This is a genomic window from Arenibacter sp. F26102, assembly GCF_023015865.1.
In the GTDB taxonomy this organism is placed as follows: Bacteria; Bacteroidota; Bacteroidia; order Flavobacteriales; family Flavobacteriaceae; genus Arenibacter.
On the sequence record NZ_JALKBC010000008.1, the window covers coordinates 81114 to 101128 of the forward strand.

Here is a 20015-nt window from a genome sequence, read left to right on the forward strand (position 1 = left end):
TTATCATATTTAGAATGAAATATTTAGACCCAAAGAGTAGCTTTGGCTCACAGGTACACTAAGTCCTGTAAAGCCGTAAACATTGCTACCAGCACTATACTGGTTCCCTTCAGGGTCATAGCCGTCAAACGGAGTCCATAGGAGTATATTCCCGGCACTAGCGGAAAGGCTTACTTTCTCCATATTCAAATCCCTTATGAATTTACTGTCCAAATCATAGCTTACACTCACATTACGAAGTTTAACCCAGGAAGCATCCTGAACCAATATTTCGGAAGCCCTATTGTAGACGTTAGAATTTCTATAGTAATCTTGATCAATTAAAGCTGGTGTAGTATTGGTTGTGAATCCGCCGCTTCCGTTATCCATTACTCCTGACAACACCACTTCTTCATCCCTGACCAAAGTACTCAAGGGATTACCATTTCTAATAGAATTCCTGAGCCCGGAATCATACAGATCTCCACCTTCCTTATATTCCACCAAGAAATTAAACCCAATGCCCTTCCATTTGAAATTACTGCCCAAGGACGATATAAAGTCTGGAAAGGCATTACCTACCTTTACCCTTTCATCAGTTACAATTTCCGGAAAACCATCGGCATCCAAATACCGCTGACCATCTTCATATCTCCATTTATATCCGTAAAGATTCCCCATTTTATCTCCAGCTCTGATTTCCGAAGTTATTCCAGCAAATCCTGAATCCGCAAAAATTATAGATTCAATATCCTCAGGGATTTCCAATACTTTTCCTTCGCTGGTAGACCAATTTAAAATCAACTCCCACCTAAAGTCATTACTTCTAATGATATCGGCACTAACCAATAGTTCGTGTCCGAAAACCTCATAATCGCCTGCATTCCTTGTAATTCCAGAGAGTCCTGAAGAATAAGCGGTTCCAACAGTAAATATTTGATCCTTTACTCGAGTCTTATAATAGGCATAATCAAATCTAATCCTATCTTTCATAAACCTAAGGTCGGCACCAAATTCCGTAGATTGATTACGTTCCGGAACTATAGCCAAATCTCCCAATAAAGTACTTCGTCTATATCCTCCGGCACCACCAAAAGGAAAATCCCCATCAACAACAAAATATTGGCCAACATCACCAAATCCGGGACCTTTACCTACCTCGGCCCAAGATGCCCTAAGTTTACCAAAAGTAAAGACATCATTATCGCCAAATACATCGGAGACATCATATGCCAAACTTGCAGATGGATAAAAGAACGAACGATTTTCTTTGGGTAATGTGGACAACCAGTCGTTTCTACCCGTCACGGTCAAGAATAATTTATCCCTATATCCTAATTTCAGCTCGCCAAATGCACCTACATTGCGCAATTGTGTAATACTGTTATCCACAAAATAATTAATAGTATTTCCAATTTCATTGATTCCTGGTACGTTCAATCCTTCACCCCTAGCCTGGGCATAATCCCTTTTTGAATCAGAAATCTGATGGCCCACGGTAAGATCTGTGGTAAAATCGTCCGACCAAGCTTTAGTAAAGGCAACCAAAAGGTTCGATTCCAATCCGGTAAAATTGATATTTTGATTTAATACAAAACCACCAACTTGTGCCCCTCCGTCTAAATCCGGCCCCACATATCTGTTACGCTGATCCGAATAATTATCTATTTGGGCAGCGTAAGTAACATTTACCCAATCTTTAGGCTTCCAATTTAATGTGGCATTACCTATCCATCTGTTCACGTTATCGATTAAACTACTTGTTTCCATTAAATACCTAGGGTTATCAATTATCCCAAAAGAATAATCCCTTTCTGTACCATCGGCATTCTGATAGTCATTTATTGGAAAGGTCCCCGAGTAATAGGAAAGAGCACTCATAACGGATTTATCCCCTCCATTGGCCCTACGCCCGCCAGACTTAGTATAGGAAATAGAGGAATTCAATGTCAAATGATCAGAAATCTTATATCCTGCTTTTAACCTAAAATTATTCTTGCCGTAATCCGTGTTAGGAAGAACACCATCTTCTTTGTCTTTTCCCATGGAAAAGAAATAATCCAATTTTTCATTGGCTCCACTAATACTTAGGTTTACTTGGGAATTGAATCCGGTCCTAAAAATATCGTAGGGACTGTAAAAACGATCCCCTGTCAAATCCACTACTGTGCCGTTGGACAAGGTATAAGAATCATCAGAGTATTTAGGTCCCCAGCTATAGAAAGAGGTAGTATTTTGTACCCTATTGAAACCAGTTTCGGAGTCTGGATCGTAAAGTGTCCTAGGAGCTCCACTAAATCCTTCCCTATAGGTAGTTTGCAAGGAAGGTGTTGTTTGTATTTCCCTAAAGGTTGTTGAAGCCGTCAATGTTATTTTGGCCTTACCTTGTTTTCCTTTTTTTGTTGTAATAATTATTGCCCCGTTAGAAGCCCTTACACCATACAAAGCGGTAGCCGCGGCTCCTTTAAGTACGTTGAAACTTTCAATATCCTCAGGGTTAATGTCACCTGCCCTATTGGAAAAGGCAAATTGTTCGGAACTATTCGGCGAATTGGAACCCGCACTAGGTCTAACTTCACCGGAAAAGGTATCGTTGTTCAAGGCAATTCCATCAACAACAATTAATGGTTGATTGCTTCTACTGGGATTTACTGAAGTTATACCCCTTATTAAGATATCGACTCCGCCGCCAGACGATCCAGAAGTTCTGTTGATTTGAACCCCAGCTACCCTACCCTGCAAACTCTCCATAGGGTTCGATTGCCCTGCCAGGTTTAAGTCTTCAGTGTTAACCTGGGTCACTGAATAGCCCAGAGATTTTTGCTTTTTCTCAACACCAAAGGCAGTGACAACTACTTCGTCCAAAGCACTGGCATCTTCCAATAAAACGACACTTAATTCGGCATTTGACCTAACAGTAACATCCTGAGATTTCATGCCCAAATACGAGAAGCGTACTGTGTCGCCTTGGTTGGCAGAAATAATAAAGTTACCATCAAAGTCTGTCGTGGTTCCTGTATTGGTTCCTACAATTAAAACGGTAACGCCTGGAAGTGGTGCCCCACTTTCATCTTTAACGTTACCGGTAACATTTTGTGTAAAGCCATGCCATGTGAGCATGAACAAACACAACAATAAAAGTTTTTGTATCATATTAGTTTTTTTAATTAATCTACGCTAAAATCTTAAATAAATCATAAAAATCAAACATTGGACCATAGAAATGTGAGTTTTATAAAAATAGCCTAATAAAAAGAGTATTTGTCACAGAATTAAGACGCAAAACCTCTTTTATTTAATTCTTTTTTAACATAACCATTGATTAATATGTTAATAATCCAAAAAAGTTGTAACTTATTAGTATCTAAACTCATAAATAATATAATCATGAAAAAAATTCTTGGAATAGTTTTCTTGATGCTATTCTTGGTGTCTGCCACCGAAATTGCATCTACAAAAATTCAAAACCCCAATACCATTGAAGGTACCTGGGAATTAGTAAGTTTTAATAATTACGATGGTAATGATGTGGTTAAAACCATACCGCCTACAGAAGGTTACCGCCAAATAAAAATGTATTATAATGGAAAGGTAATGTGGACGCGATATGTTCCTACAGACTCCATTGAATGGTTTGGGTACGGCTCATATGTGGCAACAGATAGTACCTTGACAGAAAAATTGGAATTTATGTCGTCATCTATGCGAAAAGTTGCCAATGAAAATATGGAATGGCATATGGAACTAAAATTGGAAGGTGACAAATACAGCCAAATCTTTATTGATGCGGATGGGAACCGAATAAATTCCGAGAACTATAAGCGTCTAAATTAATATTTTAGTTTACAACCAACTATTTCAATAAAGGAACTTAAATACTCGGTACTTATGGTACCAAATAAAAAACAATCTGTACGTGGATAATAATTCCATATACAGATTGTTTTTGTTTCCCCTCAACTAATTTGAAGGTGGGTGTTGATCAATACCCTATAATAATTGATTTCAGACTAAGCTTCTTGATGGGTTTCTATGGTGGCCAAATATCTTTCCGCATCCAAGGCTGCCATACAACCCGTTCCAGCGGCTGTTACCGCCTGTCTATACTCTTTATCCTGAACATCGCCACTGGCAAAAACTCCGGGCTTACTTGTTTTGGTAGATTTACCTTGGGTAATAATGTACCCTGTTTCATCCATTTCCAATTGTCCTTTAAAAATATCCGTATTCGGTTTGTGACCAATGGCAATGAACAATCCTGTAATGGCTATATCCTCTTTTTCTCCGGTAACATTGTTGACCATTCTTAATCCCTCTACTACTTGATCGCCCAAAACGGTATCCACTTCGGTATTGTAACGAATTTCAATATTGTCCAAGCTGTTAACCCTATGTTGCATAGCTTTTGAAGCACGCATTTCATCTCTTCTTACCAGCATAGTAACCTTCCTGCAAATATTAGCCAAATAAGACGCCTCTTCTGCAGCCGTATCCCCTGCCCCAACAATAGCGACATCCTGTCCTTTGTAAAAGAATCCATCACATACGGCACATGCAGATACTCCACCTCCACGCAATTTTTGCTCACTAGGGATACCTAAATACTTGGCCGTAGCCCCTGTGGAAATAATTACTGTTTCCGCTTCAATAATCTTATTATCGTCTATGGTAACCTTATGAATGCCACCAACTTCATCGCTAAAATCCACAGCTGTTGCCATCCCAATGCGCACCTCTGTACCGAATCTCTCAGCTTGTTTCTGTAATTGCATCATCATTGTGGGTCCGTCTACCCCGTCTGGATAACCGGGAAAGTTATCAACCTCCGTTGTAGTGGTCAATTGTCCTCCAGGTTCCATTCCTGTATACAAAACTGGTTTTAAATCTGCCCTAGAGGCATATATTGCCGCAGTATAGCCTGCAGGCCCCGAACCAATAATCAACGTTTTTAAACGTTCTACTTTTTCTGCCATAATCAAAATCTTCATTACTTATTAAAAAGCAAAAGTAGGATTTTCAATAAAAAACTTACATCAAAAGTTATAAAAAGTTATTATAAAAGAAGTGGCTAAAGCTATGGACTGTTACACCGTATACCTTAATGTTCGGTTTTTGTTGTAAAACTGGATTATTTACTGAATGGGACTACTTTGTAGTTCCCCACCAACCTATCCCAATAATTGATAAGGCAAAACTAAGAAAGGTATACTTGTATGGAAACCAATTTGGTTTATAACCGGTTTTAAGAAGAGATTTTCGAGAAAACTATGCTTATTCTTTACCATTACCAACAGTTGGGAATGCTGCTCCAATTGAATACTATTGATTGCCTCAATGATTCCTTGATCTGGCAGTTCATGAAACTTATGTTTAGTTCCCGATAGTAAATCAGCCAATTTACTCTTGTTCCTTATCTCTTTATCGTTAAGTTCATAACTGGTACAGACATGCATAATATCTATTGTAGATCTATGGATGGCGGAAATAAACAATACTTCCTTGAGTAAAGCTAAACTATAATCAATTTCGTAGTCCGTCGGAAATAGGATCTTTTTTGGAATTTCAAAATTATAATTAAAAGGGATGGCCAATACTGGACATTTAGCCCTTTTAATGGTGTGAACGGTACTACTGCCCAAAAATATTTCCTTTGCACCCGTAGCTCCTTGGGTCCCCATAATTATAAGATCTATTTTCTTGCTTTCCACAAGTTCATCAATGGCCTCCATTAATACACTGAAAGCACTATAGGTTATAAAATTATGTTTGGGGTTATTATAATCGGTAACGATTTTCGATTTTAACTCTTCCAATCTCTTTTCAGAATCGGTCCGGTAGATATCTCCCAATCCCAATTGTCCGGGACTATGTAATAAATACTCAGACTGATATATAGCCGGGGTATAGGTATGTAGCAGATAAAAAGTGCAATCCTCACTTTTAAGCAAACGCACCGCATAGGAAATTGCCCCGTAGGCATTATCCGAAAAATCTGTGGGTATTAATATGTTTTTCATCTGTATATTTTTGGTTCATAAAAAGTGATTTGAGACATAGGTTATTAACCTATATATCATACATTCTTAAAATCTGCTTAGGAATGAATCAATGATTATCTTAATCAAGGCACTGTCCAATTGAGCATTTATGTAAGTTTCTATTAAATTTAAGGAATAATATGGAACGAGATATGATTTTCATCAGTTGAATCAACGAACGTTTTGAATAATTTTGCCATATGCAACTAGTCCAATTGGAATTTCCAAAATTGGAGAAGAAAGCATTTAATTGCACATGCTTTTAATATGATCGGTAGTACAAACACTAAAGTGTAAAGCATAAATAACGGACAGGTGAATTTTATAGACTATTACAAAATATTGGGTTTGGACAAAAGTGCCAGCCAAAGCGACATAAAAAAGGCGTACCGTAAATTGGCCCGAAAACACCATCCAGATGTTAATCCAAACGATAAGGAGGCAGAAAAGAAATTTAAGGAAATTAATGAAGCCAACGAAGTTTTGAGCGACCCTGAAAAACGTAAAAAATATGATAAGTACGGAAAGGATTGGCAACATGCAGAAGAATTTGAAAAGGCACGATCATCACAGGGCTCCGGCTACAGTAGAGGCAGGAGAACTTCTTCACAAAGTTATGGTGAACATGATTTCTCTGATTTTTTCGAATCTATGTTTGGTGGTTCCAGTAATTTTTCCGGAAGGGGACGGGCGCGTTTTCGAGGGCAGGATTTAAATGCGGAATTAAAATTACATATTAGGGATGTTTTTAGGACCCACAAGCAGACCCTCAATATAAACGGTAAAAACATCAGGATTACAGTCCCCGCAGGGATTGAAAATGGGCAAACCATAAAGATTACCGGACATGGGGGACCTGGTCATCAGGGAGGTCCAAACGGCGACCTGTATATCACCTTTGGAATCATAAACGATACACCCTTTAAAAGGGACGGTAACGATCTGTATACTTCTGTAGACCTAGATTTATATACCGCCCTATTGGGAGGTGAAATAATGGTGAATACTTTTGACGGACAGGTAAAACTAAATGTTAAACCAGAAACACAAAACGGCACCAAAATAAAATTAAAAGGAAAAGGCTTCCCAGTGTATAAAAAAAATGATGTTTACGGGAATCTATATATTACTTATAACCTGGTTACGCCAACCAATTTAACGCAAAAGGAGAAAAATCTATTTAAGGAACTGGCGGAGCTAAGAAAATAATAATGTATACCGATAGAGAAACTCGCGCCTAGGCATTATGCATTCCCTATCCCCAATTTTAATCGCATGGAAAAGGAATATATCTTAATTACCGACTTCTGTTTAAGTCACAATATTGAAACCCATTTTGTAATGGAGCTTTATGAATTTGGACTGGTTGAGCTTGTTGTGAAAGAAAATGTACCTTACCTCCCTATTCAGCAATTGCCAAAAGCTGAAAAAATAATTAGGCTCTATTCCGACCTCGACATCAATTTGGAAGGTATAGCCGTTATTACCCAACTTCTCAATAAAATTGAAAAAATGCAGGATGAAATTACCCATCTCAAAAACAGACTGGACCTCTATGAATAATCCCATCATTAAGTATGCATTCCTGAATCAATATAATAGCATCCCTTTAAAGCCTAAAAATTCCATTTAAAATAACGATCAATTAGAACTCAAAACATAGAATTGAAAAAAATTACCGCAACTGATTTAAATCATTTTACGTGAAGTGTTGGAAGTCTAATTTTGATTTCAATAATCCAAAAACTAGATTCCATGACAACATTGATCAAAGTAGAACAACTGATTTCTGAAGAAAATAAAACGGTAATAACAAGAAACTTAAGTCGGATTTTGGAATTAAGAATTTTGGACATTGATATTATTAATAAAACCATTTCCCTGGTCTATAACAACCCCTTTGTGTTGGACAAGGTCAAAAAAGAACTTGGTCGAGTAGGTTTTTCATTTCAAAATACTCCCGTACTTTAAGTCCATCGATCCTAAAGGCGATGAGGCTGTTCTATATTAAAAGGTATAATCCGCAAATCTATACTTCCAACAGACTGTAATGTGTATTGGATAACGATTTCATGGTATCCGCTGCTTGTTCGGCGGTAATATCCCGCTGTGGATTAGCAAACATCTCATATCCTACCATAAACTTTTTTATAGTCGCCGATCGTAGTAAAGGCGGATAAAACGACATATGAAAATGCCATTCCGGATGGTCCTTACCATCTGTTGGCGCCTGATGAATACCTGCGGAATATGGAAAAGAGGTGTTGAATATATTATCGTATTTAATCGTAAGTTGTTTTAGGATTTCAGCGTAGGAACGCTTTTCGCTTTCTGAAAGCAAACCAATATGTGCCAATTTCCGTTTGGGAAGGATCATAGTCTCATACGGCCATACTGCCCAATAGGGAATCAGCGCGACAAAATGTTCATTTTCAACAATAATACGTTCATCCAACTTCAATTCCTGTTCAATATAATCCTCCAAAATACTTCTATTGTTCTTTTCCCAATAATCTTTTAGATTGCCGATTTTCTTTTGTACCTCTTGCGGTATTTTGTTTTGGGCCCAAATTTGCCCGTGTGGATGGGGGTTACTACACCCCATTATACCACCCTTATTTTCGAAAATCTGAACGTAATTTATGGCTTCAATACTCCCCAATTCTATATATTCTTTTTGCCAAAGTGAAATTACTGCTGTAATATCATATACGGACATTAATGGTAATGTAAGAGCATGGTTTGGGGAAAAACAAACGACCTTGCAAATACCGGATTCAGCTTCAGCATAAAGCAGACCATTTTCGTATGTCTCTTCCTTAACATCCCGTAGTAGGGCCGAAAAATCGTTGACAAAAGAATAAGGCTTATCGTAACTGGGATTAAACTCCCCTCCCATCCTTTCATTGGTCGGACAGAGGTAACAGGAAGGGTCGTAAATAGGCAGATCAGTATTAGCACTTTTTTCAGTCTTTCCCTGCCAGGGCCTTTTGGTTCTATGCGGAGAGACCAAAATCCATTCTCCCGTTAGGATATTTAACCTTCTATGTGGATTGTTATTAAAATTATTTGCCATTACGATTAATTTTGTATGTAGGTTCCTTCACTTGGTTTTACTTCAAATGCATCCAATTCTATATTGAAAGCTGCTTTGTATGCCTTGGTGGCCGCTTCCACAAAATCATCTACCTTGTCCTCATGTACTATATTTAAGGTACAGCCTCCAAATCCACCCCCTGTTTGTCTAGCTCCCAAGACGGCATCGTATTGCTTGGAAAAATCAACCAAAAAATCAGACTCCGGACAGCTCACTTCATATAATTTGCTTATTCCTTCGTGTGCCTCGTAAAGTAAGGTGCCAAAGAGGTTTAAATCATTGGCCTTTAAAGCTTTTGCCGTTTTCAACACCCTATCATTTTCACTTACAATAAAACTACATCTTTTAAAAAGTGTTGCGTCCATTGTCTCCTGAAATTCCTGAATCATGGTAGCCGTAACATCCCTTAATGACATTACTTCCGGATATTTTCCCTTGATGATAGCTACTCCTTCCTCACATTCCCGCTTCCTTGTATTATACTCACTGGAAGCCAAGTTATGCGACACTTTTGTATTCAACATTATCATTTTATATGGATCTATTTGGATCGGAATTTGTTGATGTTCCAAAGACTGGCAATCCAGCAAAATCACATGCCCTTTTTCGCTCATTACGGAGGCAAATTGATCCATAATACCACATTGGGTTCCAACAAAGGTATGTTCCGCTTTTTGCGAAAGCAGCACAATGTCCATTTTGGAAAGACCAAGATCAAACAGTTCATTAAGACCATATGCAAGTCCACATTCCAATGCCGCAGAAGAACTTAGACCGGAACCCATCGGTAATTTACTTTCAATGGTACAGTCAAAACCCCTTAATCTATCTGTCCTTAATAATATCTCGTTTAAAACACCAAGAATATAATTCTCCCATTCCACATTACTTTTCGCTATTTTATCCAAGGACAGGGTAAAACCAGTATTGTATCCCAAACTATAAAGATTGCACTCCGCTTTGGAATTGTTCTTTTTGAATTTAAAGGTTATTTTTTTTTCAATGGCCGTAGGCAATACATAGCCAAGGTTATAGTCCGTATGCTCCCCTATCAAATTGATCCTTCCTGGGGATTCAATAACAAGCTCTGGGATAAATTTTTCTGAAAAAGACATAAAATATAATGTTATTAAGACCACAAATATAGCAAAAATTCCTTATAAACGTAAAATTTACATTTATCTAATAAAGCCTATACCTTTCATGGCAAAACTGGAAAAAATACGCCAAAAAAAATCCCCCAGGACAAAACCTGGAGGATCATATAATAAAAGGTAGAATAAGTACTAATTATCCTCTTTAAGCATAGATACCGTTGCTACCGTCCTAAACCCTAGATGTTCCAATGAGGAATCCAAACTGGAAGCCATTCTAGAGGATAACCTATAACTGGCGCAATAAGAGGCATTGCAAAGAAAAGAACCACCTCTCATTACTTTCTCCCTTGCATAGGGCATATTTGGATTATAAGGATTGGTTGCCCCTTGAGGATTAACAACAGCACCGTTCATTGCACTTACTTCATTATAATAATTGGTATTATACCAATCACTGGTCCATTCCCAAACATTACCGGCCATATCATACAATCCAAAATCGTTTGGAGGGTACGATTTTACCCTTGCGCGTTGTTCAAAGCCGTCCGCTTTACTATTATTCACAGGAAATTCCCCTTCCCATGTATTAGCCATTTGCGACAAAACAGCATCGTCATCTCCCCAAAAATAGATACTTTCCGGCTTATTGCCCCTTGCCGCTCTTTCCCATTCTGCCTCTGTGGGCAATCTTCTACCTGCCCATTGGCAATATGCCAAGGCATCTTCATAGGCCACCTGCACTACGGGGTCGTTATCTTTGCCCTTAATAGAACTTCCTGGGCCATTAGGTTGCTTCCAGTTAGCTCCAATGGTCCAGTTCCACCATTGGGAAAAGTCATAAAGGTTGGGAACCGAATTCTTGGTCTTCTTAAACGTCAATGAGCCAGGTTGTAAAATGGAATCGTGAGGTTTAGGGGTTCCTTCAGGAACTTGGGTTTTCATTTCCTCCCAATCTATGGCCCGCTCGGCAATAGTAATATATCCCGTTTCCTTTACGAATTTTGCGAATTGTGCATTGGTTACCTCTGTAATATCCATAAAAAACCCATCGACCTTTACCTTGTGGGCCGGCTTTTCGTGATCCATGGCCATTTTATCTTGGGGTACGGCACCCTGTGTAAACTCCCCACCAGGAATCCACACCATTCCTTCCGGAGTCTTTATATTTTCCGGTTTTTCTACCAAAATGGGGGTAGTATCAATTTTGGATTCCACGACCTCCGATATGGGGGAATTAACTTCTTTTTCGCCGGATGACTTTTTTTCCTCCTTACACTGAATCAACAATCCCGCCAAAAGAAAGGCACTTAATAACTTATAATATTGCATTCTAATTCATTTATGATTCTACAAATGTAAAGAACGAAAATCATTCTATTCCCCTTGTGGAATAAATTTCATTTCATAAGTTGTTGAAGCCACTTTCATAATCGCATTGAAGATATAGTCGCAGACTAGCTTCTGACCTTCGAAATTAATAAGATCTACGGTATCTTCCGGGGTGTGATATTGTGGATGACCTCCTGTATGTATCCCTAGAACTGAAATATTCTTTTTATAGAAAGAGACATGATCTGATCCTCCCACGGATCCAGCATGGACTATAGGTGTTAGCCCCAAAGGCTGTCCCAATTCTTTCATCAGTTCCACTCCCCCAGGAAAGGTTCCCGCTCCTCCCATATAAACCTGTTTGGATTCGTTTAACCTGCCAACCATATCCATATTGATCATTAATTTAATCTGTGATAATGGAACAACAGGATTGTCCACAAAATATTTACTGCCTAAAAGCCCTTGTTCCTCGGCCCCAAAAGCCACCAACAAAACACTTCTTTTTAACTCGGTTTTGTGGGCCATTAGCATCTCCCCTATTTCCAATAGTGCCGAAGTACCACTTGCATTGTCATCTGCACCATGATGGATTCCAATCCTTTCGGATTTTGAGGAGGGGCCACCACCCAGACCTAAATGGTCGTAATGGGCACCAAGTACGATATATTCGTTTTTTAAAATGGGGTCATTTCCCTCAATAACACCTAAAACATTCCAAGTTTTAACTTCCTCTTTGGGCATCAGCCCTTTCTTAACCCTTAATTGGGCCATAAAAGGTTGTTTATAGGATTTCAAATAGGAAGGAATATTGGATTTCTTAAAATCCCTTTTAATATAGTTTACAATCCTTTTATTGGCCTTTCCTCCCGGATATCGACCCGAATTCTTATCGGAAGTTAAATAGCTAATATGTTCTTGAAGTTCCTGTACCGTTATTTCCTCTTGAGCAGATAAGAGGTTTATAAGCAAAAAGCAGCTAAATAAATTAAAATATAATCTCATCCAATATAATTAAGGCACCTAAAATGGTTTAAAATGATAAAAACAAATAATTATCTCACCAGCGAAATTTAGTAATAAGCTATTAAAGGCCCTCACTAAGGACCGGAAGCCTAAACTTTTCTATAGTGGGTTCCGTATGCTGACTTTCCAATATTTTGGCAGCCCTTTCCAGTATTTCGGGATATTGATCCGCAACATTGGTAGTTTCTTTTAAATCAGTCTTAAGATTAAACAGTTCCAGTTTTGGCTCATTTTTATTATCCTTCAGATGGGATTTCACCACTTTCCAATCGCCCATTCTAATAGCTAATTGCCCACCATATTCTGGAAACTCCCAATATAGGAAATCGTGCTCCTGTTGATCCTCCTTAGAAAGCAAGGTAGGTAGAAAACTAAGTCCATCCGTATAGCTTGGTTTTTCATAACCTGCCACATCAGCCAGCGTAGCCATAACATCATAGTGTACAGAAATAAGATCGGTGGTAGTTCCAGGCTTTATTTGCCCGGGCCATGAAGCTATCATGGGCACCCGAATTCCACCTTCGTAAACAAATCCCTTAGCTCGACCCTGCTCGCTCCTAAAAGGTTTGGCACTATCAAACCATGGTGAGTCCGAACCTCCATTAAAAGTGGGGCCATTATCCGAAGTAAAAATGATCAAGGTGTTCTCGTATAGCCCGTCTTCCTTTAACTTCGCTACTAGTTTACCTACATTTTCATCCAAATAAGAAACCATGGCAGCGTAACCGGCATGGGGATTTTGATGCGGGAAATAGCCCCTTTCGCCCAAATAGGGTTCTTCATTCCCAAATTTATTCTTGTAATAGTCCACCCATTTTTGGGGAGCTTGGATTGCCGCATGTGGAATTGGCGTAGCCCAATAAATAAAAAATGGATTTTCCTTGTTCCTATCTACAAACCCTTTTAGCTCCTCGAACATAAGATCGGGCGCATAATCGTTCAAGGTAAAGGGAGCATAACTCTCCGGGTCGTTTATCTCTGCCCCTTTGGCCAATTTAGTATTAGGTGCAATGGTATCGTTATCTAAGTGTACCCTATTTTCATTTTTGTACAAATGCAAGGGATAATAGGTGTGCGCCTGTCGCTGGCAATTATATCCAAAAAAATAATCGAAGCCCATTTTTGTAGGAATGGATTGTGTATGGGGTGCTCCAAGTCCCCATTTACCAAATATGGCCGTGTTATATCCCGCTCCTTTCAACTTTTTAGCAATGGTAATGGTGCTATCGGGCATAGGTCGTTGTCCTTCCAAAACCGAATCCTTGGCCATTGCTTTGTAGTTCCATACCTCACCACGTTCTCCCCATTCTTCATTGCCGCGAATATAGGCATGACCAGAATGTGTCCCTGTAAGCAACATATAACGTGCAGGAGCACACACCGGGGCACTGGTATAATGTTGGGTAAACAACATACCCTCTTTGGCCAAGGCATCAATATTTGGGGTCTCTATTTTTTCCTGTCCATAGGCACCCAATTCCGCGTACCCCAGATCATCGGCTAAAATGTAGATGATATTTGGTCTTGATGCTGGAATTATAACAACATCTTTTTCACCTTCATTCTTACAGCTTAATAAGGCAAATGGAATTAGGAATAAATAGCTTATTTTTTTCATTCTTGGTTTATTTCTGGTTTCTTGCTTCTTGCTTCTTGCTTCTTGCTTCTATCTAATCAATTCTACTCTGGACAACCAACTTCTTAGATATTTTTAACCGGTCACTATAGAAATATTTCAAATTAACACATTTCCAAATTATCAAATATCTATTGTATTGGTTTCTCCAGTAATGAAAAATCTATCACAGGAGGTACTCCGTTGGCAGTCCTTTCATGGAAAGTATCCATATTAGTTTTTTCATTAAAAAAGCCGCAATTCTTCATAAAAAATTTGTTTCCAATGGCCCCACCGGCATAATCTACCCTTGACCCCTTCCTAGCAGTTGCGTCTGCCGTGAATTTAGCCTTGGTAAGTTCGTGCCACTGCCCTTTGGTGTCCATTATCCATTGGTTAGTATATTCCCCCATTCTGGAAATATGGCCCACTTCTGTCCTAAAGTTCTCTAAAAAGGAATGTGGTTTTTTTAAATAGGTAGACGTATGCGGTCTTCTAAAACTGGCTATTAAATTCCATTTTTCAGATTCCACATCATAGAAATATGCGGTATAATCAGTAGAATTATTTACTGATGGCTCCCCTTTCAATAAAAATTTATAAGTGTTTCCGGCCTTCCAATTGAACACTTTATAACTTTGTCCACCTGAACCTTCATTCCCAAATTCGCCCGTAGTTACTCCTTCTCCCTTTCCTAACATAATTATCTTATAATCATCCGGGATACTTTTAGGGTCTTGGGTTTCAAATGGACTCCAAACCGAAAACAAGATTCTTCTTTCTGTTTCTGAATTTACTTGCATTCCAAAATAACCTTCACCAAAGCCATTGGCCATATAATAGGACCCTATGACGTCTTCATTTTCGAGTACCGTTATTTCATTATAAAACCACAGAATGTCCGTGTTTTCGGGAGTGGTATAGCTTAAATGCACAGATGGCCCCCTTCTGCCCCAATAAAAATCTTCCTTTACATAAGTAAGCTTACCATTGGCAGCCTGACCCCCTATAAGCACCTCATTGACATCCGCAAAATTATTTGCCGATTTTTCCATGCCTTGTAGTTCCACATAGTGATAACCAGGTGTGGTAAGCTTAAACATGCCTACCTCCACTGTTTCAAAATCCTGGTTGGAAACTTGGATCTCCTTGGTGGTTCCGTCCAAGGAAACCTTGAGTTTAGAGCTATTGGTGGACACTTTAAGCTTAAGTCCAACATTCAATGAACCGATTTGGTCTGTCTTAAAATAGGTTCTAATAATAGTATTCCCATCATTCCAATTGCGTATCCCCTTATCGGAAATAAGCTCTTGATTATCCTCAACATAATTCACTGTCCAACTATTACCAGCAGGATTTATTGATTCGGTGAAATTTAATTTTCCCTTATTATTTTCTTCATGAACATCTTGTTTGGACAAGGTAGTACAAGAAAAAACGTATAGTAGTAAGGTAATTCCAATACTGTTTTTATATCCGATAAAGCTTGATGCAGCAATCTTGGTTGATCTATTTGAAACCTTAGCCCCATTATTCTTTTTTTCTCTCATTATAAATATTATGGTCATTATACTTTTTATACCCCTAAATCCATTAACTATAAATCCGATAATCCAATACCATCTGCCTTACCCTTTAACTTTCCAGGATTTTTACCAAACTCCTTTTTAAAACATTTTGAAAAATACTTAGGGTCGTTGAAGCCTACCAAAAATGCTGCCTCGGACACGGAATAATTACAATCGGAGATCAAAATAGCCGCTTTTTTTAATCGCATTGTCCTTACAAAATCGACAATTTTCTTGCCCGTCAAGGCTTGAAATTTTCTGTAAATCGCGGAATAACTCATGTTTAATTTGCTCGACAAATCCTCCAGCTTAAAATCAGGGTTACTCATCTGATTCTCAACCAGACCAACCAACTTTTCTAGAAAAACTTCATCTTGAGACCTGCTTGACCCGTTCTTTGGTGTAGTTATTAAATCGTTCTTGTATTTCAAAATAATCCGATCGCTACGGGTGATTATATTATTTACCTTTAAGACGAGCTCGTTTATATTAAATGGTTTACTAATATATTCTAGGGCGCCTGTGCGTAACCCCACTATTTTGTTTTTCGATGTTTTTTTGGCGGTAAGTAAAATAATGGGGATATGAGTGGTAAGCTCGTTTCTTTGAAGCATTTTGCTCATTTCTATACCGTCCAATTTCGGCATCATAACATCACTTATTATTAAATCGGGGTTATGTTCCAAGGCCAGGGCATAGCCCTCTTCCCCATTTTCCGCCAATAGAACATTATAGTAGTCGGCAAATATATCTTTCAATGATATTTGTAGTTCATAATTGTCCTCGACCACTAAAATGGTCTTCGCCAATTTAGCTGTAGCTGTACCTATAATTTCCTCCTTCAATTCATATTCAATCTCCTCAACTTCCCTAATCGCCTCTTCCAGGGTTACCTCATTTTGTAAATTATCAGCCCTATTTTTGTCAATAGGAAAGCTAACACTAAAACAGGTTCCCTTAACCGGGTCCGACTTTACATCGATTTTGCCATGGTGTAAATCCACCAATTCCTTGGTTAGGGCCAGCCCTATGCCCGTCCCTATTTTTTGCTTCCCTGTATCTGCCTGATAGAACAATTGGAAAATATTTTCTAGCTCTTCATTTGGGATACCCGGTCCTGAATCGGTAACGGATATTTTTACGTTTCTTTCCCAATCCTCCACAATAACATCCAATGTAATAGATCCCCCTTTAGGTGTAAATTTGAAGGCATTGGATAGAAGATTAAAGAAAATATGTTCCATTTTATCCTTATCGTACCACATTTTCAATTCATCACTGGGATAACTACATTTATAAATAATGCCCTTGAATACAGCTTGCTCCTCAAAGGAACTGGTTATTTCCGTTAGATCGGCAACTAAATTGTGTTCTGTCACCCTTAATACAAGTTTCTCCAATTCCTTGTCCCGTAAAGAGGTGAGTTCAAAGACAATTCTTGATAACCTGTTGGCATTGTTCGATATTAACTTAAGTCGTTGTTGCAGCAGTACATTACCACTTGTAACAGCACGTTGCAACATGTTTTCCAAGGGTATTAAAATTAACGTCAAAGGTGTTTGTATTTCATGGGACATCTTGGCAAAGAAATCCATTTTTAAGGCATACAGCTCCTTTTCATGTTTGTGTTCCAGTTCATCTGCAATTACCCTGTTCCTAAGTCTGAACCAGATGACCATCCCATAGAGCAATCCTATAAACAAAAATAAATAGATTATCTGGGCTATACTTGATCTCCAAAATGGACGTAGAATACTAATAGCAACCGATTTTTCTTTTATGTCCCATTCCCCATTCCCTGTACTGGCCTTCACTTGAAAAACGTAATTCCCGGGAGGTATGTTCGTATAAGTTGCCAAACGTTCCTTTTCGGAATCAATCCAATTATCATTGAATCCTTTAAGTCTGTAAGCATAGTTATAGTTGGAAAACAGCACATTGTCTATCGCCAAAAAGCGAAAGGAAAATGACGATTGGTTATGATCCAATTTCAACACCTCCAACTTCTCCACCCCCTCTTCAACTTGTTCGGGAATGACGTTTATGGCGGGTTGATTTAGGATATCGATATCTTCAATAAATAATTTAGCTACTGTTTCTTCTTTTTTAATTTGATTAGGCTTAAAGTAGCTTACGCCATTTAAACCACCAAAATAAATATTGCCATCCCAACCCAAATGGGCGCTTCGCTGCATAAAGGAATTATCTTGAAGTCCATCTATTTTTTGAAATACCCTCGATATGGAATCCCTCACATTTAAATGCCAGATTCCATTAGTTGAACCCAACCATAAATTATCCTGGTTTTCCAATATTACAGACTTAAAATTGGTGTTATCATAAGTCCCGTTTATCTTTATTTTTTCAACTTTTTGATCCTCAACATTAAATCTAATTAACTCGCCACTTACCAACACCAACCATATTGCATCTGCATTGCTAGCGGCCATGGACCAGATATAATAATTCCTATTGGTAATGAGGTTGTCGGTGACATGATTAAACCGGGTAAAATTGGATTTGGCAATATCACTCCCATCTTCGTTGAACCTAAATAATCCCCCTCCATTGTACGCAAGCCAGACCGTCCCGGAGGAGTCTTCCACAACAGACTGGGAAATGGACCCGACCAATCCGGATGTACCATTTTCGAAGCGTGCCAACAATTTGTTTCTATCCGTAAATAAATAAATTCCCATGTCGGTCGTTACCCATAATCTACGTTTGGAGTCCTTAAAAATAAAACGAACGTCCAATACCATGTTATTTTTGGAATTGCTCAAAGGCAGCTTGGAGAACGAATTTCTTTGGGCATTATAAACCCACAGTCCGTTTTTATAGGTCCCAATCCATATATTGCCACTATTATCCTCATTAATAGAGTGGATATAAAAACCTTTGGTCTGGGCCGAATTGTTAAAAAATTGCTCTTCCTTTCCGTTTGCCACAACCTTGGTAATTCCGTCTCCGTCAGTCCCTATCCAAAGTGTTCCATCCTGTGCCCTATAGGAAGACAAAACCCTAGCAGGGCTTCCTTGAACTGCACCGGAGTGATAATTTATCTGATTATTCTTATTGCGAAGTATGTTTATATCTCCATAATTGGTAAGTACCCATAAATTATTCTTTAGGTCTTCATTAATTCCTATGACAGTATTGGTACTCAGGGAAAACCCATTAAGATGATTGTGTTTATATATCTTTAATTCCCCAGACTCAGTATCCAGCCTATACAGGCCATTCCCATCCGTTCCCAACCAAATAAAACCATTTACATCGCAGTACATTGCCGTAAACAATTCATTTAACTGACTACGCCACCGTTGATTTATGATCTCGTCTTGAACAAAGGATTCTTTGTCAAAATCATAAACCATTATTCCATGCCCCACATAAGAGGAACCGATCCATAGTCTATTTTTTTTATCTAGCAGTAGTAGATTGTTATCGGCCAAGGTATAGTCATAGGGCACCTCCAATTTCTCCAGACGTTTGGTTCCCAAATAATAAATATAAATAGGTCCCTTCAAGGTACTTACTATAAGTTGATCGGATTTTCTAAAGACCAAGGAATTAACTTCTTTAATTCCTGAAGCATTCACAGGAACAGTGGTTATACTATCTACAATTCCCTTACCGTGGTCATAGGCATATATGGAACCATTATCCGTAGCCAACCAAATAATACCGTTATCCTCATTTACGATATTGACCTTGTGCTTTTTCTGGAAACCCTTTACGGAATTGTCTATGGACAAAAACGTTCCATTCTTTTCCAAATAGGAGATTTGCCCGTTCATGGACAAGGCCCAAATTACTCCTTTCGCATCCCTAAATATTTGTCTTACTTCATCCGTGGTTGTATCCTCCAGAAAAATCGAACTTTTGGGCGTGAAATCAAAATTGTAACCATCGTATTTGGATATTCCTTCTGCGTGGGCCAACCAAACAAAACCTAGGCTATCCTGCACAGCGTGGCTAACCTTAATATTATGATTGCCCAGTTTACTTGGAAGGTGGATAAAATTGGCAGAATTCTGTCCGGATAAATAGGCCCCACAAAACAGCCCCAGTACAAATAGGGCGTATATTTTATTCTTATTTAATTTCTTGCTCAAGGCGCTTTAAATTCTATTAATCCTTCCTTATTCTGTCTGAAACAAAAGTACCCATAATTAGTGTCAACGTAAAGGAGGTGTTTTTTGCAAAAAGGTGTAAAAAAACTTCAAATATCGAAATAATCCGAAAATTTACCCCTAGAACGCC

General features: G+C 38.5%; 14 protein-coding genes. 4 read left to right on the top strand and 10 right to left on the bottom strand.

What is annotated here, in order from left to right:
• Nucleotides 1-9: 9 nt before the first annotated feature.
• Entirely contained in the window at nucleotides 10-3132 is a 3123-nt protein-coding gene (locus tag MWU78_RS13110) for a SusC/RagA family TonB-linked outer membrane protein (RefSeq protein WP_246998433.1), read from the bottom strand.
• A gap of 234 nt (nucleotides 3133-3366) precedes the next feature.
• On the opposite strand from MWU78_RS13110, the gene MWU78_RS13115 reads away from it, so the two are divergent.
• Entirely contained in the window at nucleotides 3367-3813 is a 447-nt protein-coding gene (locus MWU78_RS13115) for a hypothetical protein (RefSeq protein WP_246998435.1), read from the top strand.
• A gap of 176 nt (nucleotides 3814-3989) precedes the next feature.
• Here MWU78_RS13115 and trxB read toward each other — a convergent pair whose 3' ends face one another.
• On the bottom strand, nucleotides 3990-4952 hold the full coding sequence (gene trxB, locus MWU78_RS13120; protein ID WP_246998437.1) for a thioredoxin-disulfide reductase: 963 nt from the start codon (nucleotides 4950-4952) through the stop codon (nucleotides 3990-3992).
• A gap of 195 nt (nucleotides 4953-5147) precedes the next feature.
• Nucleotides 5148-5996, bottom strand: a complete 849-nt coding sequence (locus MWU78_RS13125) for a universal stress protein (RefSeq protein ID WP_246998439.1) — start codon at nucleotides 5994-5996, stop codon at nucleotides 5148-5150.
• 336 nt (nucleotides 5997-6332) lie between these two features.
• On the opposite strand from MWU78_RS13125, the gene MWU78_RS13130 reads away from it, so the two are divergent.
• The 3 genes from MWU78_RS13130 to MWU78_RS13140 all read left to right on the top strand — a co-directional run bounded on the left by MWU78_RS13130 (nucleotide 6333) and on the right by MWU78_RS13140 (nucleotide 7988).
• Nucleotides 6333-7226, top strand: coding sequence for a J domain-containing protein (locus MWU78_RS13130; protein WP_246998441.1), 894 nt, complete (start codon nucleotides 6333-6335; stop codon nucleotides 7224-7226).
• A gap of 66 nt (nucleotides 7227-7292) precedes the next feature.
• Nucleotides 7293-7580 (top strand): chaperone modulator CbpM, encoded by a 288-nt coding sequence (locus MWU78_RS13135; protein ID WP_246998443.1) that lies wholly within the window; start codon nucleotides 7293-7295, stop codon nucleotides 7578-7580.
• A gap of 192 nt (nucleotides 7581-7772) precedes the next feature.
• A complete protein-coding gene (locus MWU78_RS13140; protein WP_246998445.1) occupies nucleotides 7773-7988 on the top strand; it encodes a hypothetical protein in 216 nt (71 codons plus the stop codon).
• 58 nt (nucleotides 7989-8046) lie between these two features.
• On the opposite strand, the gene MWU78_RS13145 is transcribed toward MWU78_RS13140, so the two are convergent.
• The 7 genes from MWU78_RS13145 to MWU78_RS13175 form a co-directional block, all read right to left on the bottom strand.
• A complete protein-coding gene (locus MWU78_RS13145) occupies nucleotides 8047-9093 on the bottom strand; it encodes a UDP-glucose--hexose-1-phosphate uridylyltransferase (protein WP_246998447.1) in 1047 nt (348 codons plus the stop codon).
• Nucleotides 9094-9098: 5 nt separating this feature from the next.
• A complete protein-coding gene (gene galK, locus MWU78_RS13150; protein ID WP_246998449.1) occupies nucleotides 9099-10229 on the bottom strand; it encodes a galactokinase in 1131 nt (376 codons plus the stop codon).
• 171 nt (nucleotides 10230-10400) lie between these two features.
• A complete protein-coding gene (locus MWU78_RS13155) occupies nucleotides 10401-11540 on the bottom strand; it encodes a formylglycine-generating enzyme family protein (protein ID WP_246998452.1) in 1140 nt (379 codons plus the stop codon).
• A gap of 45 nt (nucleotides 11541-11585) precedes the next feature.
• Entirely contained in the window at nucleotides 11586-12545 is a 960-nt protein-coding gene (locus MWU78_RS13160; RefSeq protein ID WP_246998454.1) for a M20/M25/M40 family metallo-hydrolase, read from the bottom strand.
• Between the two features lie 82 nt (nucleotides 12546-12627).
• Nucleotides 12628-14184 (bottom strand): arylsulfatase, encoded by a 1557-nt coding sequence (locus MWU78_RS13165; protein ID WP_246998456.1) that lies wholly within the window; start codon nucleotides 14182-14184, stop codon nucleotides 12628-12630.
• A gap of 149 nt (nucleotides 14185-14333) precedes the next feature.
• Nucleotides 14334-15731, bottom strand: coding sequence for a DUF3472 domain-containing protein (locus tag MWU78_RS13170; RefSeq protein ID WP_246998458.1), 1398 nt, complete (start codon nucleotides 15729-15731; stop codon nucleotides 14334-14336).
• 47 nt (nucleotides 15732-15778) lie between these two features.
• Nucleotides 15779-19867: an ATP-binding protein gene (locus MWU78_RS13175; RefSeq protein ID WP_246998460.1), complete on the bottom strand. Its 4089-nt coding sequence runs from the start codon at nucleotides 19865-19867 to the stop codon at nucleotides 15779-15781.
• Nucleotides 19868-20015: the final 148 nt, after the last annotated feature.